The sequence below is a fragment of the Limnobacter sp. MED105 genome, from assembly GCF_000170915.1.
Classification (GTDB): Bacteria; Pseudomonadota; Gammaproteobacteria; order Burkholderiales; family Burkholderiaceae_B; genus Limnobacter.
On the sequence record NZ_ABCT01000008.1, the window covers coordinates 14308 to 38805 of the forward strand.

A 24498-nucleotide genomic window follows, 5' to 3' on the forward strand; every position below is an offset into this window, starting at 1 on the left:
TTCCCGAGAGAACTGCTTGACCACCCATTTCATAATGCGTAAAGTGGTGATTCGTGGGGATTTGTGTGATTTTGTGGGAAATTAATTCGCGTGTATCAGGGCAGTTCTTCCTTATCAATGGATGCAAAAGGGCGCATGAATGTGCCGCAGAAGCATCGTGACGCGCTGCAAACGCAGTGCGAGGGAGCCTTGACGCTTACAAAACACCCCAACGGTTGTTTGCTGATGTTTCCGCGCCCGGTTTGGGAGCAGCATCGAGAAAAAATTGCCGCTTGGCCCATGTCTGCCCGCCCTTGGCAGCGCATTTTCCTTGGTTTTGCAACAGATGTTGAAATTGATTCTGCAGGTCGTATTCTGGTGTCGCCAGAATTGCGGGAAGCGGCGTCACTGAGCAAGGAAGTCATGTTGCTGGGCATGGGTAGTCATTTTGAAATCTGGGATTCCACGCTGTTGAAGGTGGAAGAGGAAAAGGCAATTGCTGCGGGCATGCCTGAATCACTGAACGAATTTAGTTTCTGAAGGTGAGTACCGATGAACACATCCCCGTGCTACTTCAACCCACGGTTGACGCCCTGTTGCACACGCCCGACGGACTGTACCTCGATTGCACCTTTGGCAGGGGCGGACACAGCCGCGCTCTGCTCGAAAAGCTTTCAGCGCAGGGACAGTTGGTGGCCCTTGATCGGGACCCTCAAGCAGTCCAGGCCATGGGAGAAATCAAAGACTCCCGTTTTCGGGGAGTTCGCAGCGCATTCGCCGATCTCGAGTCAGCGCTTGATTCACTGGGTATCGATCAAGTGGATGGTGTGTTGATGGATATCGGCGTCTCTTCACCCCAAATTGATCAGGCTGAGCGGGGATTCAGTTTCCGCCGGGATGGTCCACTGGACATGCGCATGGATCCGCAGACTGGAGAGTCCGCGGCCGATTTTCTTGCTCGGGCAGACGCCCGGGAAATCAAAGAGGTGATAAAGAATTATGGGGAAGAACGGTTTGCTGTTCAGATTGCAACAGCGATTGTTGCTCGCCGCACGGAGCGGCCGATCACTACAACACTCGACCTTGCCCAGATCGTGGCAGGGGCAGTTCGCACGCGGGAGCCGGGCCAGGACCCTGCAACGCGCACCTTTCAGGCTTTACGGATTCACGTCAACCAGGAGCTTGCGCAGCTCGAACAAGGTTTAACAGCGGCCTTCAAAAGATTGCGGGTGGGTGGCAGGCTGGCGGTGATCAGCTTTCACTCGCTTGAGGATCGGATCACAAAGCAATTCATCGAAAAGCTGGCGAATCCAAAATCGCAACAAGATGCGCGTTTGCGCAAGCTGCCCTTGCCTGAACCCACGCCGTTGATGAAAAAGCTGGATCGAATCAAGCCGACCAAAGAAGAGTGTGAGTTGAATCCGCGTTCCCGCTCATCCGTGCTGCGTGTGGCAGAGAAGCTGGCGGAATGGCCAGCCAGTTCTTCGGCCGGGGGGAGCACATGGGGCGCCTGAATATTCTGTTACTGGCATTGGTAATTTTCTGCGCCATGTTGGTGGTTGAACAACAGCACACTGCGCGAACCTTGTTTGTTGCCTTGGGTCAAGAGCAGCAGGCTGAACACCAGATAGAAGTGGCTTTTACGCGTTTGCAACTACAGCAAGTGGCCTTGGCCAAAGGTGAGCGTGTGGATGAAGTTGCACGGACAAGACTGGATATGAATCCCCCAGCCCCAGGCTCGGTGGTGTTCATGCAGTTGGAGGGAGGCTTTAAGCGTGAGTAAAGCTGTTCGGTTCGGCGGATCAGAATTGTTGGAAATGCGATTGCCAGCCTGGCGATCGCGTTTTGTTTTGGTGTGTATCTTTCTGGCCTTTGGTGGCTTGATTGCGCGCGCAGCTTACTTGCAGATTATTTCCAATGACTTTTTGCAGGAGCAGGGAGCAAAACGCCTTGAGCGAACGCTGCCTTTGCAGGCCAGCCGGGGCAGCTTGCTTGACCGAAACATGGTGGTGTTGGCGCAAAGCGTTCCTGCCCAAGCTGTGTGGTATGACGGCCGCCGGATTGTTGATGCTAAAGATGAAGATTTGCGCAAACTTGCTGCTGTACTCGGCCTGAAGCCAGATCGAATGATTGCCCAGATGCGAAAAGACAGCAAGCGCGCATTTGTCTATCTGGACCGCCAGGTTGATTCCGATGTTGCTGCAAAAGCCAAGGCATTGAAAATTCCTGGTGTTGGGTTTGTGACCGAAAGCAAGCGCTACTACCCACAAGGCGAGACGATGGCGCATTTGGTGGGTTTTACCAGCATCGAGGACAAAGGCCAAGAGGGCGTTGAACTTGCATTCAATGACAGGCTGACCGGTGAGGATGGCGAGCGCAATGTGTTGCGCGATCGTCTGGGAAATGTGATTGAAGACATTCGCGAATTGCGCCCGCCGGTCAATGGACAGGATTTGGTCTTGTCCGTGGATGCTGATGTGCAATATATCGTGTTGTCTGAACTGAAAAAAGCGGTTGAACAGCACAAGGCAAGGGCGGCAGCGGCTGTAGTACTGGATGCGAAAACCGGTGAGTTACTGGCCATGGCCAACATTCCCACCTACGACCCCAACAACAGGGGGCAGTTGCATGGTGAGAAGTTGCGCAACCGTGTATTCACAGACATGTTTGAGCCCGGTTCAACATTGAAGCCTTTCGGTGTGGCCTTGGCCATGGACCAGGGCAAGGTGAAAGCCAGTACAAAAATTGATACCGGCAACGGTCGCATGTCGATCGGCCCCGCCACAATTAGTGATACAAAGCCGCACGGTGTCATGACTGTTGAGGAAATTATTCAGAAGTCCAGCAACGTGGGGACTTCCAAAATTGTGCTTGAGCTTGAGCGCAAGGATTTGTGGGACTTTTTCAATTTGCTAGGGTTCGGGCAAACTCCCTCAATTGCGTTTCCTGGTTCAGTGGCTGGTCGTGTGCGTCCCTGGAATAAATGGCGCCCCATTGAGCAGGCGACTATGTCGTATGGGCACGGTATTTCTGTGTCCCTGATTCAGTTGGCGCAGTCTTACACCATCTTTGCCAACAAGGGTCACTTTGTACCTGCGTCCTTGATTAAACGTGGGCCGCAAGACCCGGTGGTGTCCCATCGCGTTATCAGTGAGAAGGTTGCTGACAGCATGTTGCATATGCTGGAGTTGGCCTCCGGACCTGAAGGAACTGCGATCAAAGCCCAGGTGCAAGGCTATCGGGTTGCCGGTAAAACCGGTACAGCCCACAAGCAAGAGGGTGGACGGTACGTGAACAAGTATGTCTCGTCTTATGTGGGCCTGGCGCCTGTTTCTGACCCCCGTGTAATTGTCGCCATCATGGTGGATGAACCCAAGAGCGGTGTGTACTTTGGTGGTCTGGTTGCAGCACCAGTGTTCTCGACCATCACGAAAAGCGTATTGACCCGTTTGAATGTACAGCCCGATGCAATTGAATCTACGGAACAGTTGCGCAAGTTTGTGGCGGCACCGGGCGCTGCGGGGAGTCGCTTATGATTAGCGCATACCTGCATTCTGTATCTGAGGTGCTGGCCGAGCTTCATGAGCGCGGCTTTTATGCGGATTGCTCGGGCCTGGTGACGGATCACCGGCGCCTGACAGGACCTCGGGATGTGTTTCTTGCAGTACCCGGTGAAAAATTTGATCCGCGCAATTTGGCAGATGACTTGCTGACTGAGCAGCGTTGTGGCCTTGTATTGGTCGATTACGATGATCAGCGCGCCTACCAAAGCGCCAGTGTATTGCCAGTACTGCATTTGAAAACCATGTTGGCTGACCTGGCCTTTGGTTACTACGAAACCCCAAGCGATGCCATGACAATTATCGCGGTGACGGGCACCAATGGGAAAACCACAGTCACTCGCTGGTTGGCACAGTCACTTAACCAACTCGGTAAAAAGGCTGCCGTGATCGGTACCTTGGGTTATGGCGAACCTGATCAGTTGAAGGCCCACACCGGTTTGACCACCCCAGATGTGGTGGGTGTTCATCACTTGCTACACGAGTTGCGGCAAGCCGGTTTCGATACGGTTTGTATTGAGGCTTCCTCGATTGGGCTTGAGCAGCGTCGATTGGCTTGTGTCAGCATTGATGTGGCTTTGTTTACCAATTTGTCTCAGGATCACCTTGATTATCACGGGGACATGGCTGCTTATGGCCGCTCCAAAATGATTCTGGCCAGCTGGCCAACTTTGCGATTGGCTGTAGTCAATGCAGATGACTCTTTCGGCGTGGAGTTTTTGGCGCATGTTCAGCACAGAAATATTGATTGCTCTGCTGTCGGGCATGTAAGCACTGCGGACTGCCAAATTGTAAGTGTTGCCCATCAGGAGAAGGGGCAACGGATTGAACTGAAGATCAATGGTGCAATTACCCAAATTGACACGCCCATTATCGGTGAATTCAATGCCGACAACATGGCTTTGGTATTTGCCACATTGGTGAGGCTCGGGTATGACGCAAGCGAGGTGAAGAGGGCTTTGGCTGGGGTCACTCCTGCCCCCGGACGCATGCAACACATTGAAGGTGAGCCTGCGGTGGTGGTTGATTATGCACACACTCCTGATGCGCTGGAAAAGACGTTGTTGGCGCTTCGCCCTTTTGCCAACAAGCGTATGGGTAAGCTTTGGGTGGTGTTTGGTTGTGGTGGCGATCGAGACCGCAGTAAGCGCCCCTTGATGGGTGCAGCGGCAGTCGCAAAAGCTGATTTTGTGGTGCTTACGTCGGACAACCCGCGCAGTGAGAAACCTGAAACGATTCTGCAGGAAATTATTGCCGGGATCGACGCGCCGCTACAGAACAATATTCATGTTGAGGTTGATCGACCGGTTGCGATTGAATTTGCAGTTCGCAAGGCCAATGCTCAAGACGTGGTGTTGTTGGCGGGGAAGGGGCACGAAAGTACACAAACGATCGGTACACAAGTGATTGCACACTCCGATGCGCAATGCGCATTGACTGCGCTGAGCAAGCGAGGTGCGCATGCTTGAGTTGAACTGGGCCTTTGAACACATTGCGACTGCTTTGAGCAAGTTGCTGATTGCGCAGGTAAACCAGGGTGTGCCGGAGTTACCGAGTGCTGTTCGTCTGATTCAAACAGACAGTCGACTGGTAGAAAAAGGCGATTTATTCGTGTGCCTGATTGGCGAGCGATTCGACGCACATGATTTTGCCGGGCAGGTCATGAAATCGGGTGCCGCGGCATTGGTAACCAATCGCGTACTTGATTTGCCGATTCATCAGTTTGTGGTGAACGACACTCGCCTTGCCTTGGGTGCGTTGGCCAGTGCCTGGCGACAGCAGTTTGATTTGAAAGTGTTGGCTGTTGTAGGCAGCAATGGAAAGACAACCAGTAAAGAAATGCTGGGTGGAATTTGCAAGGCGCAGTGTGGCGACGATCAGGTACTGGTGACCGCAGGTAACTTGAACAACGATATCGGTGTGCCACAAACATTACTAAAGTTGCGGCCTCAGCATCAAATGGCTGTGATCGAAATGGGCATGAATCATCCGGGCGAGATTGATTATCTGGCAGGGTTGGTAAAACCTGATGTCGTGCTGTTGACGAATGCACAGCGAGAGCATCAAGAATTCATGAAAACGGTGCTGGCTGTTGCCAATGAAAACGGTAGTGCCTTTACTCATTTGTCGTCAAATGGTTGTGCAGTGTTCCCGGTAAGTGATGAATTCGATGCCTGTTGGCAAGCGCTGTCAACCGGTAAAAGTACCTTGCGTTTTGGATCCGGTGCCGATTTCGAAATCTTGCCGCCCCGCAGTGATTTCGGGCAATCCGCCGTCGTGCTTCGTGCCTTGGATGCTCCGATCGAATTACGCCCTAACTTTATTGGCGAGCATAACTATGCTAATGCGGCAGGAGCCGCTGCTGCTGCACATGCTGCGGGTTGTACTCATGAGGCGATTCAAGCAGGTTTAAATGCATTTCAGCCGGTGAACGGTCGCCTGCAGGTTGCCCTGAATACGCCGTCGATATTGCTGATCAATGACAGTTACAACGCAAACCCTGATTCTGTGAATGCAGCAAGCAAAGTGCTGGGCCAGCAGGCAGGCAGTACTTTGCTGGTGCTCGGTGACATGGGCGAGGTAGGTAATCAGTCAGATGAATACCATGCCGAAGTCGGGAGTTATGCAAAACAGGCTGGCGTCAAGCACTTGTATGCCTTGGGCGATGCGACCACTCACACAGTGCTGGCATTCGGTGAGGGCGCAATGCATTTCAAGACTATAGAAACCTTAATAGAAAACACCATGAATACAACAAAGCAAGGCCGATGGTCTGTGCTGGTCAAAGGCTCCCGGTTCATGAAAATGGAGCGAGTCGTTCAAGCGCTGGTTCAACATCATTCAGGGGAGGCTAACCATGCTTCTTGAGCTTACCCAATGGCTTGCGCAAGACATTCGCGCGTTTGGTGTTTTCAATTATTTGACGTTACGTGCGGTGCTGGCTTGTGCCACGGCACTACTGGTTGGGCTGGTGGCTGGGCCCATGGTGATTCGCAAATTGACCCAATACAAAATCGGCCAGTCCGTGCGCGACGATGGTCCTCAAACTCATTTGGCCAAAGCAGGCACACCCACGATGGGCGGTGCGCTTGTCTTAATTGGCATTGGCATTTCAACTTTGTTGTGGGCAGATCTGTCCAACCGCTTTGTATGGGTTGTGATGCTTGTGACATTCGGTTTTGGCTGGATCGGCTGGGTTGATGATTATCGCAAAGTGGTATATCGCAACCCCAAGGGTTTGCCTGCGAAATGGAAATACTTTTGGCAAAGCGTGGTGGGATTGATTTGCGCGTTCTATCTGGCTTTTGCAGTGTCTGCACAAAGCGGGCAAGAGGTATTGGATATTTTTGTGGCATGGGTTGAAAGTGGTTTTTCAATGCACCTGCCCAACAATGCCGATCTGATTGTTCCCTTCTTCAAGTCGATTAGCTACCCATTGGGTGTATGGGGCTTTATTGCCCTGACTTATTTTGTGATCGTGGGTACCAGCAACGCCGTGAATTTGACCGATGGGCTGGATGGCTTGGCGATTATGCCCACAGTGATGGTGGCGTCAGCTTTGGCAATTTTTGCCTACGTAGCCGGCAACGCCGTGTATTCCAAATACCTGCTGCTTCCGTACATTCCGGGCGCTGGTGAGCTTGCGGTTTTCCTGGCGGCAATTGCTGGTGCAGGTTTGGCTTTCCTGTGGTTCAACGCTTACCCGGCGCAAGTATTTATGGGCGACGTAGGTGCACTCGCTCTGGGCGGTGCGTTGGGAACGGTTGCTGTGATTGTTCGACAGGAAGTGGTGCTGTTCATCATGGGCGGCGTGTTTGTTGCTGAAACACTCTCGGTCATGATTCAAGTGCTCTATTTCAAGTACAGCGGTGGCAAGCGGGTGTTCCGAATGGCGCCGCTGCACCACCACTACGAACTGAGCGGTTGGAAAGAAACCCAGGTGGTAGTTCGCTTCTGGATCATCACGATGATTCTGGTGTTGATTGGTTTGTCCACGCTGAAACTGCGTTGAAATGACGTTCAAATTGAGTTGAAACGAATGAATTTGCTTCTTGATCAATCGGTTTTACAAGTCGGACTCGGAGAGTCTGGTTTGGCTTGCGCGCGCTGGGCGCTTGCGCAGGGTGCCCGATTGACCGTGATTGACACACGTGAAATGCCACCAGGATTACAGGAGTTGCAATCCATTCAGTCCGATGTGCGCTTGTTCAATTCAGTCAGTGATTTGAACTGGGATTTTGACCGCGTGGTGGTCTCACCTGGTTTGCCGCCCTCTCACCCGCTGATGGTAGCAGTGCTTGCACAGGCTGCCGCGCATGGCACCCCGGTAGATTCAGAACTTGATCTGTTTGCTGATGCGCTCGACGCTTTGCAGCAAGAAAAGAATTATCAACCGCAAGTGGTGGGTATTACTGGAACCAACGGAAAAACCACCACAACTCGGATGGTGGAATGTCTTACGCAATTTGCCGGGAAGAAAGCTGTGGCTGCGGGCAATATCAGTCCGGCTGCTTTAGATGCTTTGCGTGAGCAATTGGAAGTGGGCGATTTACCTGATATTTGGGTACTTGAGCTATCGAGTTTCCAGTTGCATTGGACCAAGCGTTTGAAATTTGATGCATCGACAGTGCTCAACATTACGCAAGATCATCTGGACTGGCACCCTGATATGCAGGAGTACGCCCAGGACAAATTCCGAATCTTTTCGGAAAATGGTGTGTGCGTGATCAACCGGGATGACGCCTTGGTGCTCGATGCCAATTTGCCAGCTGGAACAAGGGTGTCCACCTTTGGCACAAGTGCGCCTGCTCAAGTCGATGATTTCGGCCTGATTCGAGAAGGTGGCATGCTGTGGTTGGCTCAGTTGGTGGGTGATCAGGAGAAATCGCAGGAAACACCAATTTCCACTCGCCGCAGAAAGCAGGAAGAAGTAGAGCCACGGCAAAAGCTGCTAATGCCAATCGAGGCTTTGCAAGTGGTTGGTTTGCACAACGCAAGCAATGCACTGGCGGCCTTGGCGTTGTGCCAGGGCCTGGGCTTGCCAATGGCCAAGTTGTTACACGGTTTGCGCAGCTACCAAGGCGAACCGCACCGCGTTCAGCATGTCGTCCAAATCGACGGAGTCGACTATTTCGATGACAGCAAAGGTACCAATGTGGGAGCCACTGTGGCCGCGTTGAACGGATTGGCCAAACCCACTGTATTGATTGCTGGCGGTGATGGCAAAGGGCAGGACTTCTCTCCCTTGGTGCAACCTGTGTCGAATTACTGCAAGCATGTGGTGTTGATTGGGAAGGACGCGGACAACATGATGAGCGCCCTTGCCCTAGCGCAGGTGCCTTGTGAAAAAGCAGCAACTTTGGAACAGGCTGTGCAAGTGGCAGCCAGCAAAGCTCGGGAAGGAGACTGTGTGTTGCTGAGCCCGGCGTGCGCAAGCTTGGACATGTTCAGGAATTATGTGCACCGCGCTGAGGTTTTTGTGGATGCTGTTCGAGCCATTGCGGCGGACAGGGGGCAGCCATGCTGAGCAAGTGGGGCAAGAAAGATCAAAGCAACATGCAATTCAAAAGCCTGATCCCTGCCACGGCGGCAGGAGGTGGTTTGTCATCTTCCATGTACAGAGTCAACCGTGGGCCTGCAGTGTCTCAGGTGATTGACCAAGGGCTGATTTGGGCTGTGTTGGCGTTGCTGTTTCTGGGTCTTGTGATGGTGTATTCGGCCACAGTGGCTTTACCCGATTCCAACAAGTACGCCAACTATCAAACCACACACTTTCTGGTTCGGCATGCGGTGTCCATTGCCGTGGCATTTGTAGCAGCCTTCTGTGTTTTCCAGATTCCAATGAAAACCTGGCAAGAGTTGGCGCCCTTGGTGTTTTTGTGTTGTATCGCTTTGCTGGTGTTGGTGTTGATTCCCGGTATTGGCAAAGAGGTGAATGGTGCTCGCAGATGGCTATCACTGTATGTGTTGAATATTCAACCGTCTGAATTGATGAAGGTGTGCGCGATCATTTATGCAGCCGACTACACCGTGCGCAAGCAAGCCTACATGCAGCGTTTTGGGAAGGTTTTGTTTCCCATGTTCATGGCTATGTTTTTGGTAGGCATGCTGCTTTTGCTTGAGCCTGACATGGGCGCATTCATCGTGATTGTCACAGTGGTGTTCGGAATCCTGTTTTTGGGTGGCATCAATGGCCGGGTATTTTTTGGTGTGTTGTTTGCGCTCAGCGCAGCATTTGCTTTGTTGATTGCATTCAGTGATTACCGTCGGGCTCGTTTGCTGGCGTACCTCGACCCGTGGGAGGGCGACAATGCCCTGAACAAGGCCTACCAGCTATCGCATTCCTTGATCGCATTTGGCCGGGGTGAAGTACTGGGCGTAGGTTTGGGTGGCAGCGTTGAAAAGTTGCATTACCTGCCTGAGGCCCACACCGACTTCTTGCTTGCAGTGATTGGCGAAGAGCTGGGCTTTGTGGGTGTGACGGTTGTTATTTTGCTGTTCATGTACATCGTTAAACGATGCTTTGCAGTGGGTGCCCAAGCCATTGCACTGGAGCGCACATTCTCCGGTTTGGTGGCCAAAGGGGTGGGTATCTGGATCGCGGTTCAGTGCTTCATCAACATGGGTGTGAATTTGGGGGTTCTGCCTACAAAAGGCTTGACCTTGCCATTGATGAGTTATGGAGGCTCCGCAATCCTCGTGACCTGCGCAGCCCTTGCCTTAGTGCTCCGGATTGATCATGAAAACCGAACCATGATGCGGGGAGGTGCTGCATGAGCAAAGCCCAGCGATTGGCATTGATTGTAGCGGGTGGTACCGGTGGCCATATTTTTCCGGGTTTGAGCGTTGCATCTGAATTGAAAGCCCGTGGTTGGCAAGTTCAATGGGCGGGAAACCCACAGGCCATGGAAGGTCGTTTGGTGCCAGCAAACGGCGTTGAAATGAACACCTTGGTGTTCTCGGGTTTTCGCGGAAAAGGTATCTTGCAGCAGGTTTTCATGCCATTGAAATTGCTGCGTGCATTCTGGACTTCTGTTCAGATCCTTCGTCGCACCCGGCCCGCAGTGGTATTGGGTATGGGAGGGTATGTGGCTTTCCCGCTGGGTATGATGGCCAGTTTGCTGAATATTCCTTTGGTGGTCCATGAGCAAAACTCGGTTGCAGGCCTGACGAACAAAGTGTTGGCCAAGTTGGCAGATCGCAACCTGGTTGCTTTTCCGTACGCTTTGCCAAATTCCAATTGGGTTGGTAACCCTGTGCGCGAAATGATCTATAGCCAGCCCGAGCCCCGCGCGCGTTTTCAAGGGCGCAGTGGTCCGTTGAAATTGTTGGTGCTGGGTGGAAGTTTGGGCGCACAAGCCTTGAATGAGGTGGTACCCAAAGCCTTGGCGATGTTGCCTGCTGATTGCAGACCCGAGGTTGTGCACCAGGCGGGAGAGAAAAACTTGCCAGCTTTGCGCGATAACTACGAAAAGGCAGGTGTCGGTGCGCAGCAGTTGGCATTTATTGATGATGTTGCGGCGGCCATGGCCACGGCTGATCTGGTCATTTGCCGGGCTGGGGCAATGACCGTCGCTGAAGTTGCAGCCATTGGGGTTGCGGCATTGTTTGTGCCTTTTCCCCATGCTGTTGATGATCACCAAACCCACAATGCAGGTTTTCTGGTGAAAGAGAATGCCGCGTGGCTGCGCCAGCAACATGAATTGGATGCCGCGTGGCTGGCCAACTGGTTGCAACAAACCAGCCGGGACACATGCCTTGCACAAGCAGAGCGTGCAAGGGCCTTGGCCAAACCACAAGCCACGCAGGAAGTGGCGAATTACATTGAACAGGTTGCGAAGGTATGAAACACAAAGTCAAACATGTGCACTTTGTCGGTATTGGTGGTTCCGGGATGAGCGGAATCGCCGAGGTATTGATTAACCTGGGTTACAAGGTGAGCGGATCGGACTTGTCTGACTCTGCGGTAACCCAGCGACTGGCCAAATTGGGTGCCACCGTGTTTACGGGGCACGAACGGTCGAACATTGCCGGTGCAGATGCGGTGGTGACATCGACCGCGGTTGGCGGCAGCAACCCCGAGGTGTTGGCTGCGCGTGCAGCACGTGTGCCAGTGGTGCCCCGTGCTGTCATGTTGGCTGAACTGATGCGCTTGAAGCAAGGCATCGCTGTGGCCGGTACGCACGGCAAGACCACCACCACCAGTTTGGTGGCTAGCATTTTGGCTGAAGGCAAGCTAGACCCCACATTCGTGATTGGTGGTCGTCTGAATTCTGCAGGTGCCAATGCCAAACTTGGCACTGGCGAATTCATGGTGGTTGAGGCGGATGAATCGGATGCCTCTTTTTTGAACCTGATGCCTGTCATCGCTGTGATCACCAACATTGACGCGGATCACATGGAAACCTATGGACATGACTTCGCACGCTTGAAGCAAGCCTTTGTCGAGTTCACGCAGCGCCTGCCATTCTACGGCGTGGCCGCAGTGTGTGTGGACGATCCTTGCGTACGCGAGATCATGCCTTTTGTTTCGAAAACAATTGTGACTTACGGTTTGTCTGAACAAGCGCAAATTCGCGCGGTGAATGTTCAGGCTTGCCAAGGGCAAATGAAATTCACGGTGTTGCGTGAAGACGAAGCACCGCTGGACATTACCTTGAATTTGCCAGGCGACCACAACGTACGCAATTCACTTGCGGCAATCGCGGTGGCCACGGAAATCGGTGTTTCTGATGAAGCGATTGTTGCTGCGCTTGAAAAATTCAATGGTGTTGGTCGCCGTTTCCAGCATTACGGCGAGGTGGCCGCCAAAGAGGGAGGCCACTTTCTGGTGGTCGATGATTATGGACATCACCCCGTTGAAATGGCCGCTACACTTGCGGCCGCGCGGGGTGCCTACCCGGACAAGCGATTGGTGCTTGCCTTTCAGCCCCACCGCTATACACGCACACGCGACTGTTTTGAAGACTTCGTCAAGGTACTGGGTACACCAGACCTGGTGATTTTGTCAGAAGTGTATTCCGCCGGGGAAGCGCCGATTGTCGCCGCCGACGGCCGCTCACTGGCGCGTGCTGTGCGCGTGGCTGGGCGCACTGAACCCGTATTTGTAGAAGACATGAATGAGATGAAAAGTACGATTTTAAACATTGCCCGCGATGGTGATTTGGTCATCACGATGGGTGCAGGCTCAATTGGTGCCTTGCCTGGTCGATTGGTGGCCAGTACTCAAGGAGGAAAACCATGAGCACACGTGTTGATGCAAAAAGCCTGGGCAAAGTGGTGGTGCTTTTCGGTGGTCGTTCCGCTGAACGGGAAGTGTCGCTGAAATCAGGCAGCATGGTGCTGGCTGCTTTGAAACGCAACGGCGTGGATGCGCATGGATTCGATCCGGCTGAGCGCAGCATGGTCGAGCTGGCACAGGGCGAGTTTGACCGCGCAGTGATTTCTCTACACGGACGCTTCGGCGAAGACGGCACGATTCAAGGTGTTCTGGAGTGGCTGAACATTCCCTACACTGGAAGTGGTGTGACTGCATCGGCCTTGGCCATGGACAAAATACTGACCAAGGCAGCGTGGATCAGCCAGGGCTTGGCCACGCCCGATTATGTTCGCCTTGAGCCTGGTTTCAACGTGAGTGAAGTGGTACAGCGCTTGGGTTTGCCCTTGATCGTGAAACCCGCTCAGGAAGGCTCAACCCTGGGTTTGACCAAAGTAAAAACAGTGGATCAATTGCAGGCCGCATTTGATTTGGCCTACAAATATGACCCTAATGTACTGGCAGAAAAATTTGTCAGCGGACAAGAGTTGACCGTGCCGGTCATGGGTGAAGGCGCTGGTGCGCACGCTTTGCCTGTGATCCGCATTCAGGCGCCCGATGGCAACTACGACTACCACAACAAATACATCGGCAATGAAACCAAGTACTTCTGTCCAAGCGGTTTGAATAGTGACTTTGAAGCCGAGGTACAAGCGCTTTGCGTCAAGGCCTACCAAGTCTTGGGTTGCGCTGGGTGGGGGCGCGCCGACGTGTTGGTCGACGAAAGCGGCAAGCCCTGGTTGCTGGAAATGAACACATCGCCCGGCATGACTGACCATTCTTTGGTGCCCATGAGCGCACGCGCAAGCGGTGTTGAGTACGACGACCTGGTGCTGCAGATCGCAGCCAGCGCACGCCTAAAAGCATCCGGTTTGAATGTGGGAGGCGCGCGCTAAATGCTGGGAGCAATCTGGAACGACGACAAACTCATGAGCATTATTGCAGGGCTGTTTTCAGCGCTGGCATTGGTGCTCTTGGGCTATGCGTGTATTCAGTGGTTGATTCAGCGCCCGGTGTTTGAACTGAAGCGCGTGGAATTGGTCGGCGATGTAGAGCGTGTGAACTTGATTGGTTTTAAGGCCAATGTGCTGCCGAAAATCGAGGGCACTTTTTTCTCGGCCAATTTGCAGAAAGTACGGGAACAGGTGGAAGCCCAACCTTGGGTGCGGAAGGCGGTTGTGCAGCGTACCTGGCCTAGTGGCTTACGTATCCAGATTCAGGGGCACACACCTTTGGCCTTGTGGGGCGAAACACGGTTGGTCAACACGTATGGAGAAGTCTTCTCTGCCAACTTGGCTGAAGTCGCAGAAGACCAGCAGTTGGCAGTATTGAACGGGCCTGCGGGCAGTGAATTGCTTGTATCGAAAATGTATGTGTCAAGCATCGAAAAACTGAAAACCTTGGGCATGTGGCCCTCGCGAGTGGAGTTGTCAGATCGTTACGCATGGTCGATTGAAACAGACACGGGCATCACGATTGAACTGGGACGCGCGCAAGAGAATTTCAGCATTGAACAGAAAATGGATCGACTGCTGGCGGTTTATCCAAAAATTACAAGCCAGGTGATGGCGGCAGTGGAAAGAATTGACCTGCGCTATCCAAGGGGTGTGGCAGTAAAGGGCGAGCGTTTGGCGGTGTCAAAACCTGCTGGCGCTTCAAGCATGAAATTGAACTGAATATGAAAAATTGAAACTGGGCACCATGAACAAAGAGCCGAAAGATTTGATAGTTGGGCTGGACATTGGCACTGCGAAAGTTGTGGCCATGGTTGCGGAGTTGCTGCCTGATGGCCGCTTCGAAGTCATAGGCGGGGCGCAACATGATTCGCGGGGATGAAAAAGGCGTAGTGGTCAATATGGAGTCCACAGTGCATTCCATTCAGCAGCCCTTTGAAGAGGCCGAGTTGATGGCAGATTGCAAATTCAAACCGTGCTCACGGGCATGGGGGGCAGCCACATTCGCAGTTTCATTTCTTCGGGCATGGTGGCCATTAAAGAACGTGAAGTCACACAGGCCGATGTCGCCCGCGTGATCGAAACCGCCAAGGCTGTGAATATTCCAACTGACCAGCAAATTTTGCATGTGTTGCCACAAGAATTCATCGTGGACGGGCAGGAAGATGTGCGTGAACCGTTGGGTATGAGCGGTGTTCGTTTGGAAACCCGTGTGCACATTGTGACCGGCGCAGTTTCAGCTGCACAGAACATCGTGAAGTGTGTGCGCCGTTGCGGTTTGGAAGTACAGGACCTGATGCTTCAGCCACTGGCCTCCAGCATGGCTGTGTTGACTGAAGATGAAAAAGAACTGGGTGTGGTGCTGATCGATATTGGCGGTGGCACCACCGATATCGCCGTGTTCACTGGCGGTGCAATTCGTCACACTGCGGTGATTCCAATTGCTGGCGATCAAATTACCAACGACATTGCAATGGCCCTGCGCACACCAACGCCAGATGCAGAGGAAATCAAAATTCGTCACGGCGTGGCCAAACAAGTACTGGCTGATCCACACGCAAAAATCGACGTGCCCGGCATTGGCGAGCGCGACCCGAGAACTTTGTCCAAACAAGCCTTGGCCGCTGTCATCGAACCACGCCTTGAAGAGTTGTTCTTAATGGTGCAGCAAGTGTTGCGCGAATCGGGTTACGAAGAGTTGTTGTCCTCGGGGGTGGTGTTGACCGGTGGTACCAGCCTGATGCCAGGTATTGCAGAACTGGGTGAAGACATTTTCATGAAACCTGTGCGGATTGGCGTTCCTGATTACGCGGGAGGTTTGGCTGATATGGTTCGCACCCCGCGCTTTGCAACAGCGATGGGTTTGCTGCACGAAGCGCGCGCGCAACATTTGCGTGGCCGCAGGGTGGCCTCGCAAGGTGGCGGCCTGAAGCAAACGGTACAGAAAATGAAAGAGTGGTTTTTGGGTAATTTTTAATTGCGGTTTTTTTAATTAGTTTTTTCGGCGATGTTAATTTTTGCTAGATAGGAGGCAAACACCATGTCATTTGAAATTCTCGAGACAGAAACCCAAGGGACTGTCATTAAAGTTGTAGGTGTAGGCGGCGCAGGCGGTAACGCGGTGGCCCACATGATTGCGCAAGGCGTTCAAAACGTCGAATTCATTTGCGCCAACACGGATGCACAGGCGCTGGCAAAAACCAAAGCCAATGTACTTATTCAGCTGGGCAAAACCGGTCTGGGTGCGGGTGCAAAACCCGAGGCAGGTCGCCAAGCGGCTGAAGAAGACCGTGACCGTATTCGCGATGCATTGCGTGGGGCACACATGGTGTTCATCACAGCCGGCATGGGCGGTGGTACAGGTACAGGCGCTGCACCGGTGGTTGCTGAAGTGGCCCAAGAGTTGGGTATTCTGACCGTGGCCGTAGTGACAAAGCCTTTCGAATTTGAAGGGACCAAACGCTGCAAGGCTGCAGAAGAAGGTCTGGAGAAATTGTCCAGCAAAGTGAACTCACTGATTATCGTGTTGAACGAGAAGCTGCTGGAAGTGGTTGGCGACGATGCAACCCAGGAAGATTGTTTCATTGCTGCCGACGATGTGTTGCACAACGCATGCGCTGGCATCGCAGAAATCATCAACGTGGAAGGCAACGTGAACGTCGACTTCGAAGACGTGAAAACAATCATGTCTGAAGTAGGCAAAGCCATGATGGGTACGGCAACTGCCAACGGTCCTGACCGTGCACGCGAAGCGGCCGAGCAAGCTATCGCTTCTCCTTTGCTGGAAGGTGTTGATTTGTCGGGTGCACGTGGTGTGTTGGTGAACATCACTTCAAGCAAGAGCCTGAAGCTGAAGGAAACCAAAGAAGTGATGAACATCATCCGTGCCTACGCAGCTGAAGACGCAACCGTGATTTTCGGTACAGCTTACGATGAAACCATGGGCGATGACCTGCGAGTCACTGTAGTTGCCACTGGATTGGGTCGTAAAGCAGCCAAGCCCACTTTGGTGCAGGCCGAGCAGTACCAGCCAATGGCTCGTACTGGTACGTTCGACGCTGTAAGCGGTCAGCAAGGTGAAACGGATTACGCCATTCCGGCTGTATTCCGCAATCCACGCGACAACGCAGCTTCACGCGTACAGGCTTTGCAAGACAGTGGCATGGATCGGTTTGACATTCCCGCATTTTTGCGACGTCAAGCAGACTGAACGTAGCAGGACTGCGAGTGCCACAATAAAAGCAAGCGATCTGCTTTTCGAGAACATTTTCGAGAAGTGAATGTCCTATCAACACCCTCGGTGGTTCGCGGGTGAAGTTTGCAGTTTTGCCGAAGACTGCAGATCCGCGATCTACCCAGGGTCGCTTGTGTGGTGTATTTTTGAGGTTTTAGGAGAAGTATAAAAATGACAATCAACATCGGTGACAAGTTGCCCAATGCAACCGTGTTCGAGTTTTTTCATGAAGAAACAGAGGGCTGTTCTTTGGGCCCAAACAAATTTGAAGTGGAAAAAGAGTTGGCCGGTAAAACGGTTGCGATTCTGGCCTTGCCTGGCGCGTACACACCTACCTGCTCTGCAAAACACGTTCCGGGTTTTATTGCGAACTATGATGCGTTTAAAGCCAAGGGTGTTGATGAAATTTGGTGTATATCGGTGAACGATGCATTCGTGATGGGCATGTGGGGCAAGTCTTTGGGTGCGGAAGGCAAAGTACGCATGTTGGCTGACGGTTCAGCAGAATTCACCAAGAAAATTGGCATGGAACTGGACCTGACGGCACGCGGCATGGGTGTTCGGTCAAATCGTTATTCGATGCTGGTGAAAGACGGCGTAGTGACCCAATTGAATGTGGAAGCGCCCGGTGTATTCGAGAACAGCACGGCTGAAAAGCTGTTGTCGCAAATTTAAGAAATAACCGAGAAAACAGGGTAATTCGTGCAATTTTGCGACACTTTTACCCCGTTTTAACCCTAATTGGAGTTTGACCTCCATAAAAAATCTTGGGTTGAACTGACCGGGTGGTTACACTTCGGTGACAATTCAAGGAAAGTTGTGTGAAACAAAGAACCCTAAAACAAGTGTTGAGTGCCACGGGCATCGGCTTGCATTCCGGCAAGCGGGTGACCATGACGCTGCGACCCGCGCCACCCGACACAGGTATTGTGTTCAGGCGAGTCGACCTGCCAGAACCAGTGGATTTCCCTGTGAATGCGCTGGCAATTGGTGACACCCGCATGGCCTCCACACTCGAGAAAGACGGTGCCAAAGTTTCCACGATTGAACACCTGATGTCCGCTTTGTGTGGCCTGGGTGTCGACAACGCCTACATTGATTTGACTGCGGTAGAAGTTCCCATCATGGATGGCAGCGCCATCTCTTTTGTGTTTCTTATTCAGCAGGCTGGCCTGGTTGAACAATCCGCCTTGAAGAAGTTTATTCGGGTGAAGAAGTCGATCGAGGTTCGAGAAGGTGAGGGCGCAAGCCTGAAATATGCCAGTTTGAAGCCCTACGATGGTTTCCGCTTGAAATTCGAAATTGATTTTGGTCATCCCGCGATCGACAAGACCGGGCAAATGGTTGAAATCGACTTTTCCAGCACATCCTTTACCCGCGATATTGCCCGTGCGCGCACCTTTGGCTTCACGCAAGATGTTGAAACCTTGCGTAATCTGGGTTTGGCGCTGGGTGGTAACCTCGACAATGCGATTGTGATGGATGAGTATCGAATCCTGAATTCAGATGGTCTGCGTTACGACGATGAGTTTGTGAAACACAAGGTACTGGACGCGATCGGCGACCTGTACGTGATTGGCCATCCTATTATTGGCGAATACCAGGCTTACCGTTCTGGTCACGGTTTGAACAATCAGCTGATTCGAGCCCTGATTGAAGACCCCTCCTCGTACGAAGTGGTGACCTTTGAAAGTGTCAGGGAAACACCTACCGTATTTAGAGCAGATTGGGCGGTTGCCTAAGCGCCCGATTGTAAAATAATATTAAACACAACAAAATCTTGTGGTTTTCGGATACATTCTAGAAACTACTTGAATTTGTGGTGTTTGTTCAGGGCTTGGGTGGCCTCCTTCACTGGCGAATCCCCCAGCCGGTTTTCAAGGTCCAGCCATGCTTTTCTGGCAGCATCCGAGAAAACAGCCCTTTTTGGGCGACGCTCCAACTGCTTCGATGTCAGCGGATTGGTTTGTATTTGTAGCTGGATTTCGTTTATATTCATGCCCGAACCCTGCAGATGTTGAATCAGGCTGGGTAAGGATTGCCTCAGGCGCGTCAGCGCCGCCGGGGTCGACACGAAAATTTTTAGTTTGTCTTTTTTGATTGGTCCAACACTAAAGGTCACACCGCGAAGCGATGGCCATGTGTGAATAATCTTTTCAAGTCGACGCGATTGCGCCGCTTGAGTGATTAAAGAGCTGGTTTGTGGTTCCTGCATCAGGCTTGCCAAGGGAGATAATGCGGAATGCTTTGGTTTCACCGGGGTGTTCTCACTAAAACCCGTTAAAAACGGGTGAATTCGGTTCGCTACGCGGATTGAGGAGGTTATACATGCAGTTAATTCTTATGCGGGGTCCTTTTTCTCGCACCAGTGTACTCAGTATAAAGACCAGCCACGTTGCATTGTTGCTTGTTTTGCTGGTTATGTTGGCGGGGTCTTTCATGGCAGCCGGCCTGTATTTGGCCGCGCGCTACGGTGAACAAATCCCGGTCGTTCAAGACATTGTCTATTCCCAACAATTGGCAAAGCATCATGACGTGGCTGAAACCGGAAGCCCGCTGGACGCCATGGCTATTCGTTTGGCTGAAATGCGGGCTCAACTTGCCCGCCTGGATGCAGTGAGCGTGCGATTGTTAAAATCCAACGGGCTGGATACCAAAGTCACTCTAACGGAGCAACTGGGTCAGGGTGGTTTGCAGCAAAAAGATGAAAAGTCATTGAACTACAGGGAAGTCAAAACCGCCATTTCGGACGTGGCAAACCAGATTGAGCGACAGGCGGATGTCTTCAGTATCATCGACACCGACCTTCAAAGCGCCCGAGTCAAGTTTCTCAGTGTTCCCAACGAGTCCCCCCTCACAGACACCATTGCAGTCAGCAACTTCGGTAACCGGATCGACCCGTTCACCGGCCGTCGGTCTGTTCATGAAGGGATCGATTTTATTGCACCCACCGGTACGCCTATTTTGGCTGCGGCAGCCGGTGTAGTGGTGGAGGCCAAGTGGCATCCAGGCTACGGCAATATGGTCGAAATTGAGCACAACAACAAAACCACCACACGCTACGCCCATGCGTCCAGGCTGCTGGTCAAACCCGGCGACATCGTACGGCTGGGTCAAAAAATTGCCTTGGTGGGCAGCACTGGCCGCTCTACGGGTCCTCACTTGCATTTTGAGGTGCGTGTAGATGGCGTGCCACAAAACCCCAATAAGTTCTTGGAAAAGAACGGTCTTCCCCGCCCTGGCCCTTCGACAGTGGCCGCCTTGAACGGCTTATTCTCGGAAAGCGCTCCTGTCCCGCTGGACTAGGCTTCGCGTGCTAAACTTCTAGGCTGTTTTTGGAATCGACCGGACCCAAAACCCGGTCGATTGACTTTCAGGCCCCTCAAGGGTCGAACCAGCCGACATTATGATCACAGACACTCTGAAAAAGCTTTTTGGCAGCCGCAATGAACGGTTGCTAAAGACCTACCGTAAAACCGTCAACCAAATCAATGCGCTCGAACCCACCATTCAGGCCTTGAGCGACGATGCCTTGCGTGCAAAAACTGCTGAATTCAAAGAGCGCCTGTCCAAAGGCGACACGTTGGACAGTTTGCTGCCCGAGGCCTTTGCCGTGGTTCGCGAGGCCAGCGTGCGGGTGTTCGGCATGCGGCACTTCGATGTGCAGTTGATCGGTGGCATGGCCCTGCATCAGGGCAAAATTTCAGAAATGCGCACGGGTGAAGGTAAAACACTGGTGGCTACTCTGCCAGCCTACCTGAATGCACTGGAAGGAAAAGGCGTTCATGTGATTACCGTGAACGACTATCTGGCTTCTCGCGATGCTGCCTGGATGGGCAAGCTTTACAGCTTCCTCGGCCTGACAGTGGGTTGTAACCTGTCCCGCATGCCACATGACCAGAAGCAAGCTGCTTATGCGTCTGACATCACTTACGGCACCAACAACGAATTCGGTTTTGATTACCTGCGCGACAACATGGTGTACAGCGTGGGCGAGCGTGTGCAGCGTGGTTTGAATTACGCGATCGTCGACGAAGTGGATTCGATTTTGATCGACGAGGCGCGCACGCCATTGATCATTTCCGGCCAGGCTGACGATCACACCGAGATGTATCGCAAACTGGACAGCTTGCCCAAGCAACTGGTGCGCATGCAAAGCGAGCAAAAGCCTGGCGAGGAAGAGGTGCCGGGTGATTTCTATGTGGATGAGAAAGGTCACCAAATCCAGATGAGCGAGGCCGGCCATGAAAAAGCCGAGCAGATTCTAAGCCAGATGGGTTTGTTGCCCGAAGGCGCCAGCCTGTACGATGCGGCCAACATTTCGCTGATGCACCACGTGATGGCCGCTTTGCGTGCCCACAATCTGTTTCACAAAGACCAGCACTATGTTGTTCAAAACGGTGAAGTGATCATCGTTGACGAATTCACGGGCCGCTTGATGCCGGGTCGTCGTTGGTCAGATGGCCTGCACCAGGCTGTGGAAGCCAAGGAAGGTGCCCGCATTCAGGCCGAGAACCAGACACTGGCCTCCATCACGTTCCAGAATTATTTCCGGATGTACAAGAAGCTGTCGGGCATGACCGGTACTGCGGACACGGAAGCGTTTGAGTTCCAGTCCATTTATGGCCTTGAAACAGTAATCATTCCAACGCACCGCCCAATTACCCGCAAAGATGCGCAAGACAAAATCTACAAAAGTGCGCGCGAGAAATACAACGCCATTCTTGAGGACATCAAGGACTGCTATGAGCGCGGTCAGCCTGTACTGGTGGGTACCACCTCGATTGAGAACTCTGAGCTGATCGCCAGTTTCCTGGAGAAGGAAAAGCTGCCGCACAACGTGTTGAATGCCAAGCAGCATGAACGCGAGGCCGAGATTGTGGCCCAAGCCGGGCGCCCCAAGGCCATTACCATTGCGACCAACATGGCAGGCCGGGGAACCGACATTGTGTTGGGTGGCAACTTGGAGCGTGAGCTGGCGGGCATTGAAAACAATGCTGAAATTGACGAAGCCGCCAAGCCAGCGCTGATCGAGAAAGCGCGCGCCGAATGGAAGCTGCGAAACGAGGCCGTGTTGGCCTCGGGTGGTTTGCACATTATTGGTTGTGAGCGCCATGAAAGCCGCCGAATTGACAATCAGCTGCGCGGCCGTGCAGGTCGACAGGGCGATGCGGGCTCATCGCGTTTTTATCTGTCGATGGAAGACCAGTTGCTGCGTATTTTCGCAGGCGACCGTGTCCGCGCGATTATGGAGCGCCTCAAGCTGCCAGAAGGCGAGGCCATTGAAGCAGGCATCGTGTCCCGCTCAATCGAGTCTGCCCAGCGCAAAGTTGAAGGCCGCAACTTCGACATTCGCAAGCAATTGCTGGAATACGATGATGTGTCGAACGAGCAGCGCAAAATCATCTACGCGCAGCGCAATGAAATTCTGGAATCCGCAGAAATTCGTGAAACCATCGGCAACTTGCGTCATGGTGCCCTGGAGGCAGTGTTCCGTGAGTACATCCCTGAAGAGTCTGTTGAAGAACAATGGGATCTCGAAGGCTTGGAAACCGTGCTGCGCAATGAATACCAGCTTGAGGCAACCTTGCGCAAATGGCTGGAAGAGGATGCCAAAAGCTCCGATGAAGACTTCCTGAAACGCATTCTGCAAATGGCCGATGAAATTTACGAAGCCAAAGTTCAATTGGTTGGTGTGGATTCCTTCGCCAAGTTTGAGAAAACACTGCTGTTACAAAGCATTGACACCCACTGGCGTGAACATCTGGCTGCGCTGGACTACCTGCGCCAAGGCATTCACTTGCGTGGCTATGCCCAGAAAAACCCAAAACAGGAATACAAGCGCGAAGCGTTTGAACTGTTTGGTGCCTTGCTGAACCGTGTGCGTGACGAGGTGGCCAAGGTGCTGCTGACCGTGCGTGTTCAAACAGCCGAGCAAGTGCAGCAGGCGGAGCAACAGCTGGAGCAGGAAGCCGCCGCGCATCTGGACAATATGCAGTACCAGCACCCCGATGCCAGTGGTGAAGAAGAGGAACAGGCCTCTGAAGAAGATCGTTCTGCCGCGCCGGCAAATGTTCCCCGCAGGGTGAGTGAAAAAGTGGGCCGTAACGACCCTTGCCCTTGTGGTTCCGGCAAGAAGTACAAGCAATGCCACGGAAAAATTTCCTGAGATTATTGAAATATTTGCGCGAAGCCCGCGTGCCAAGGAGTTGATTGCCATGCCTGTGAATTTGAATGTACCTGCTGCTGATGCACTGTTTCCAGTTGCTGGTTTGGACATGGGTTATGCCATGGCTCAAATTCGCAAACCCAACCGGAAAGATGTGCTGGTGGTGCGTGTGGCTGAAGGCAGTAGCGTGGCAGGTGTATTCACAAAGAACCGGTTTTGCGCCGCGCCCGTTCAGGTATGCCAAGCCCATTTGAAAGCAGGCAAAGGCATTCGAGCCTTGGTGGTGAACACCGGTTGCGCCAACGCGGGCACGGGCGAACGTGGTTTGGCGGATGCACGTGCAACCACGGCCAAGGTGGCCGAGCTGCTGGGTGTGCTACCTGAGCAGATTCTGGTGTTTTCAACCGGCGTTATTCTTGAGAACTTGCCCATGGATCGTCTGTTGTTGGGCATTGACCAGGCGGTTGCAGGTTTGGGCAAAGCCGACTGGCTGGATGCAGCCACTGCAATCATGACCACCGACACATTGCCCAAGGCCAGCAGCCGCAGGCTGAAGGTGGGTTCCGGTGAAATTGCAATCACTGGTGTGTCCAAGGGTGCTGGCATGATTCGCCCCAACATGGCCACCATGCTGGGTTACCTGGCCACCGATGCAGCAATCGCTCAGCCGGTGCTGGAAAAGTGGACGACAGCCATGGCCGATGCGTCGTTCAACCGAATTACGATCGATGGCGACACCTCGACGAATGACAGCTTCGTGGTGATTGCCACTGGCAAAAGCAAGGCAGTCAATATTCAAACCGGAGAAGAGCCCGAAGCAGCAGCAGTATTCGAGACACTGAAGGCCGAATCGATCAAGCTGGCGCAGGCCATTGTGCGCGACGGCGAAGGGGCCACCAAATTCATTACAGTGAAGGTAGAGCAGGCTGGTAACGAAGAAGAGGCTTTGAAAGTGGCTTATGCCATTGGTCACTCTCCTTTGGTGAAAACTGCTTTCTTTGCATCAGACCCCAACCTGGGCCGCATTTTGGCGGCGGTTGGATACGCCGGCATTGATGATCTGGATCAAACCAAGATTCAGCTGTACCTGGGCGACGTGTACGTGGCTCAAAATGGCGGCCGTCATCCGGATTATCGTGAGGAACAGGGCCAGGCCGTGATGAACGACGCAGAAATTACCGTGCGGGTTCAATTGGGGCGGGGCAGTGCCAGCACCACCGTGTGGACCACCGACTTTTCGCATGACTATGTCACCATCAACGCGGACTACCGCAGTTAACTGCGGA

At 52.9% G+C, this 24498-nt stretch carries 20 protein-coding genes and 1 pseudogene; 20 read left to right on the forward strand and 1 reads right to left on the reverse strand.

All coding sequences use genetic code 11. From position 1 onward, the window contains the following. The first annotated feature begins 90 nt into the window (after positions 1 to 90). The 17 genes and pseudogenes from mraZ (at position 91) to lpxC (ending at position 18785) form a co-directional block, all read left to right on the forward strand. Positions 91 to 519, forward strand: a complete 429-nt coding sequence (gene mraZ, locus LMED105_RS08980; RefSeq protein ID WP_008250386.1) for a division/cell wall cluster transcriptional repressor MraZ — start codon at positions 91 to 93, stop codon at positions 517 to 519. Between the two features lie 2 nt (positions 520 to 521). Then, positions 522 to 1493 (forward strand): 16S rRNA (cytosine(1402)-N(4))-methyltransferase RsmH, encoded by a 972-nt coding sequence (gene rsmH, locus LMED105_RS08985; RefSeq protein ID WP_008250387.1) that lies wholly within the window; start codon positions 522 to 524, stop codon positions 1491 to 1493. Further along, positions 1481 to 1762, forward strand: a complete 282-nt coding sequence (gene ftsL, locus LMED105_RS08990) for a cell division protein FtsL (RefSeq protein WP_008250388.1) — start codon at positions 1481 to 1483, stop codon at positions 1760 to 1762. The genes rsmH and ftsL overlap by 13 nt, the downstream gene beginning before the upstream one ends. A 34-nt stretch (positions 1763 to 1796) precedes the next feature. Continuing rightward, complete coding sequence (locus tag LMED105_RS08995) at positions 1797 to 3515, forward strand: penicillin-binding protein 2 (protein WP_083797157.1); 1719 nt, start codon at positions 1797 to 1799, stop codon at positions 3513 to 3515. Beyond that, the gene (locus tag LMED105_RS09000; RefSeq protein ID WP_008250390.1) at positions 3512 to 5008 is read left to right on the forward strand and encodes a UDP-N-acetylmuramoyl-L-alanyl-D-glutamate--2,6-diaminopimelate ligase; all 1497 of its coding nucleotides are present in this window, start codon (positions 3512 to 3514) and stop codon (positions 5006 to 5008) included. Before LMED105_RS08995 ends, LMED105_RS09000 begins: the two co-directional genes overlap by 4 nt. Continuing rightward, entirely contained in the window at positions 5001 to 6407 is a 1407-nt protein-coding gene (murF, locus tag LMED105_RS09005) for a UDP-N-acetylmuramoyl-tripeptide--D-alanyl-D-alanine ligase (RefSeq protein WP_008250397.1), read from the forward strand. The genes LMED105_RS09000 and murF overlap by 8 nt, the downstream gene beginning before the upstream one ends. Next, on the forward strand, positions 6397 to 7551 hold the full coding sequence (mraY, locus tag LMED105_RS09010; RefSeq protein ID WP_008250398.1) for a phospho-N-acetylmuramoyl-pentapeptide-transferase: 1155 nt from the start codon (positions 6397 to 6399) through the stop codon (positions 7549 to 7551). The genes murF and mraY overlap by 11 nt, the downstream gene beginning before the upstream one ends. A gap of 27 nt (positions 7552 to 7578) precedes the next feature. After that, the gene (murD, locus tag LMED105_RS09015) at positions 7579 to 9066 is read left to right on the forward strand and encodes a UDP-N-acetylmuramoyl-L-alanine--D-glutamate ligase (protein WP_008250400.1); all 1488 of its coding nucleotides are present in this window, start codon (positions 7579 to 7581) and stop codon (positions 9064 to 9066) included. Positions 9067 to 9095: 29 nt separating this feature from the next. After that, entirely contained in the window at positions 9096 to 10316 is a 1221-nt protein-coding gene (gene ftsW / locus LMED105_RS09020) for a putative lipid II flippase FtsW (protein ID WP_050771201.1), read from the forward strand. Next, on the forward strand, positions 10313 to 11386 hold the full coding sequence (gene murG / locus LMED105_RS09025) for an undecaprenyldiphospho-muramoylpentapeptide beta-N-acetylglucosaminyltransferase (protein ID WP_008250404.1): 1074 nt from the start codon (positions 10313 to 10315) through the stop codon (positions 11384 to 11386). The genes ftsW and murG overlap by 4 nt, the downstream gene beginning before the upstream one ends. Further along, the gene (gene murC / locus LMED105_RS09030; RefSeq protein ID WP_008250406.1) at positions 11383 to 12783 is read left to right on the forward strand and encodes a UDP-N-acetylmuramate--L-alanine ligase; all 1401 of its coding nucleotides are present in this window, start codon (positions 11383 to 11385) and stop codon (positions 12781 to 12783) included. The genes murG and murC overlap by 4 nt, the downstream gene beginning before the upstream one ends. Further along, positions 12780 to 13751 (forward strand): D-alanine--D-alanine ligase, encoded by a 972-nt coding sequence (locus LMED105_RS09035; protein WP_008250408.1) that lies wholly within the window; start codon positions 12780 to 12782, stop codon positions 13749 to 13751. The genes murC and LMED105_RS09035 overlap by 4 nt, the downstream gene beginning before the upstream one ends. Beyond that, positions 13752 to 14531, forward strand: coding sequence for a cell division protein FtsQ/DivIB (locus LMED105_RS09040; protein WP_008250409.1), 780 nt, complete (start codon positions 13752 to 13754; stop codon positions 14529 to 14531). It abuts the gene before it with no gap. Positions 14532 to 14556: 25 nt separating this feature from the next. Continuing rightward, positions 14557 to 15786 (forward strand): annotated as a pseudogene (gene ftsA / locus LMED105_RS09045) (cell division protein FtsA). 63 nt (positions 15787 to 15849) lie between these two features. Further along, entirely contained in the window at positions 15850 to 17019 is a 1170-nt protein-coding gene (gene ftsZ / locus LMED105_RS09050; RefSeq protein ID WP_008250414.1) for a cell division protein FtsZ, read from the forward strand. Between the two features lie 195 nt (positions 17020 to 17214). Continuing rightward, positions 17215 to 17718, forward strand: a complete 504-nt coding sequence (locus LMED105_RS09055) for a peroxiredoxin (protein WP_008250416.1) — start codon at positions 17215 to 17217, stop codon at positions 17716 to 17718. A gap of 146 nt (positions 17719 to 17864) precedes the next feature. Continuing rightward, the gene (gene lpxC, locus LMED105_RS09060) at positions 17865 to 18785 is read left to right on the forward strand and encodes a UDP-3-O-acyl-N-acetylglucosamine deacetylase (protein WP_008250418.1); all 921 of its coding nucleotides are present in this window, start codon (positions 17865 to 17867) and stop codon (positions 18783 to 18785) included. A 65-nt stretch (positions 18786 to 18850) separates the two neighbouring features. Here the strand turns inward: lpxC and LMED105_RS16800 are convergent, their stop codons facing one another. Then, positions 18851 to 19042: a hypothetical protein gene (locus LMED105_RS16800; protein WP_156799624.1), complete on the reverse strand. Its 192-nt coding sequence runs from the start codon at positions 19040 to 19042 to the stop codon at positions 18851 to 18853. 329 nt (positions 19043 to 19371) lie between these two features. Here LMED105_RS16800 and LMED105_RS09070 point away from each other — a divergent pair, with 329 nt between their 5' ends. From LMED105_RS09070 to argJ, 3 genes are all read left to right on the forward strand, one after another. Further along, positions 19372 to 20349, forward strand: coding sequence for a M23 family metallopeptidase (locus tag LMED105_RS09070; protein WP_083797154.1), 978 nt, complete (start codon positions 19372 to 19374; stop codon positions 20347 to 20349). A gap of 100 nt (positions 20350 to 20449) precedes the next feature. After that, on the forward strand, positions 20450 to 23212 hold the full coding sequence (secA, locus tag LMED105_RS09075) for a preprotein translocase subunit SecA (protein WP_008250427.1): 2763 nt from the start codon (positions 20450 to 20452) through the stop codon (positions 23210 to 23212). 49 nt (positions 23213 to 23261) lie between these two features. Continuing rightward, positions 23262 to 24491, forward strand: coding sequence for a bifunctional glutamate N-acetyltransferase/amino-acid acetyltransferase ArgJ (gene argJ, locus LMED105_RS09080; RefSeq protein WP_008250428.1), 1230 nt, complete (start codon positions 23262 to 23264; stop codon positions 24489 to 24491). The last annotated feature ends 7 nt before the right edge of the window (positions 24492 to 24498 follow it).

Excerpts from the sequence above, each read along its gene's own strand:
- ftsL (WP_008250388.1), top strand. The coding sequence starts at position 1,481 with ATGGGGCGCCTGAATATTCTGTTACTGGCATTGGTAATTTTCTGCGCC.
- LMED105_RS08995 (WP_083797157.1), top strand. The coding sequence starts at position 1,797 with ATGCGATTGCCAGCCTGGCGATCGCGTTTTGTTTTGGTGTGTATCTTT.
- LMED105_RS09000 (WP_008250390.1), top strand. The coding sequence starts at position 3,512 with ATGATTAGCGCATACCTGCATTCTGTATCTGAGGTGCTGGCCGAGCTT.
- murF (WP_008250397.1), top strand. The coding sequence starts at position 5,001 with ATGCTTGAGTTGAACTGGGCCTTTGAACACATTGCGACTGCTTTGAGC.
- mraY (WP_008250398.1), top strand. The coding sequence starts at position 6,397 with ATGCTTCTTGAGCTTACCCAATGGCTTGCGCAAGACATTCGCGCGTTT.
- murD (WP_008250400.1), top strand. The coding sequence starts at position 7,579 with ATGAATTTGCTTCTTGATCAATCGGTTTTACAAGTCGGACTCGGAGAG.
- ftsW (WP_050771201.1), top strand. The coding sequence starts at position 9,096 with ATGCAATTCAAAAGCCTGATCCCTGCCACGGCGGCAGGAGGTGGTTTG.
- murG (WP_008250404.1), top strand. The coding sequence starts at position 10,313 with ATGAGCAAAGCCCAGCGATTGGCATTGATTGTAGCGGGTGGTACCGGT.
- murC (WP_008250406.1), top strand. The coding sequence starts at position 11,383 with ATGAAACACAAAGTCAAACATGTGCACTTTGTCGGTATTGGTGGTTCC.
- LMED105_RS09035 (WP_008250408.1), top strand. The coding sequence starts at position 12,780 with ATGAGCACACGTGTTGATGCAAAAAGCCTGGGCAAAGTGGTGGTGCTT.
- LMED105_RS09040 (WP_008250409.1), top strand. The coding sequence starts at position 13,752 with ATGCTGGGAGCAATCTGGAACGACGACAAACTCATGAGCATTATTGCA.
- ftsZ (WP_008250414.1), top strand. The coding sequence starts at position 15,850 with ATGTCATTTGAAATTCTCGAGACAGAAACCCAAGGGACTGTCATTAAA.
- LMED105_RS09055 (WP_008250416.1), top strand. The coding sequence starts at position 17,215 with ATGACAATCAACATCGGTGACAAGTTGCCCAATGCAACCGTGTTCGAG.
- LMED105_RS16800 (WP_156799624.1), bottom strand. The coding sequence starts at position 19,042 with ATGAATATAAACGAAATCCAGCTACAAATACAAACCAATCCGCTGACA.
- LMED105_RS09070 (WP_083797154.1), top strand. The coding sequence starts at position 19,372 with ATGCAGTTAATTCTTATGCGGGGTCCTTTTTCTCGCACCAGTGTACTC.
- secA (WP_008250427.1), top strand. The coding sequence starts at position 20,450 with ATGATCACAGACACTCTGAAAAAGCTTTTTGGCAGCCGCAATGAACGG.
- argJ (WP_008250428.1), top strand. The coding sequence starts at position 23,262 with ATGCCTGTGAATTTGAATGTACCTGCTGCTGATGCACTGTTTCCAGTT.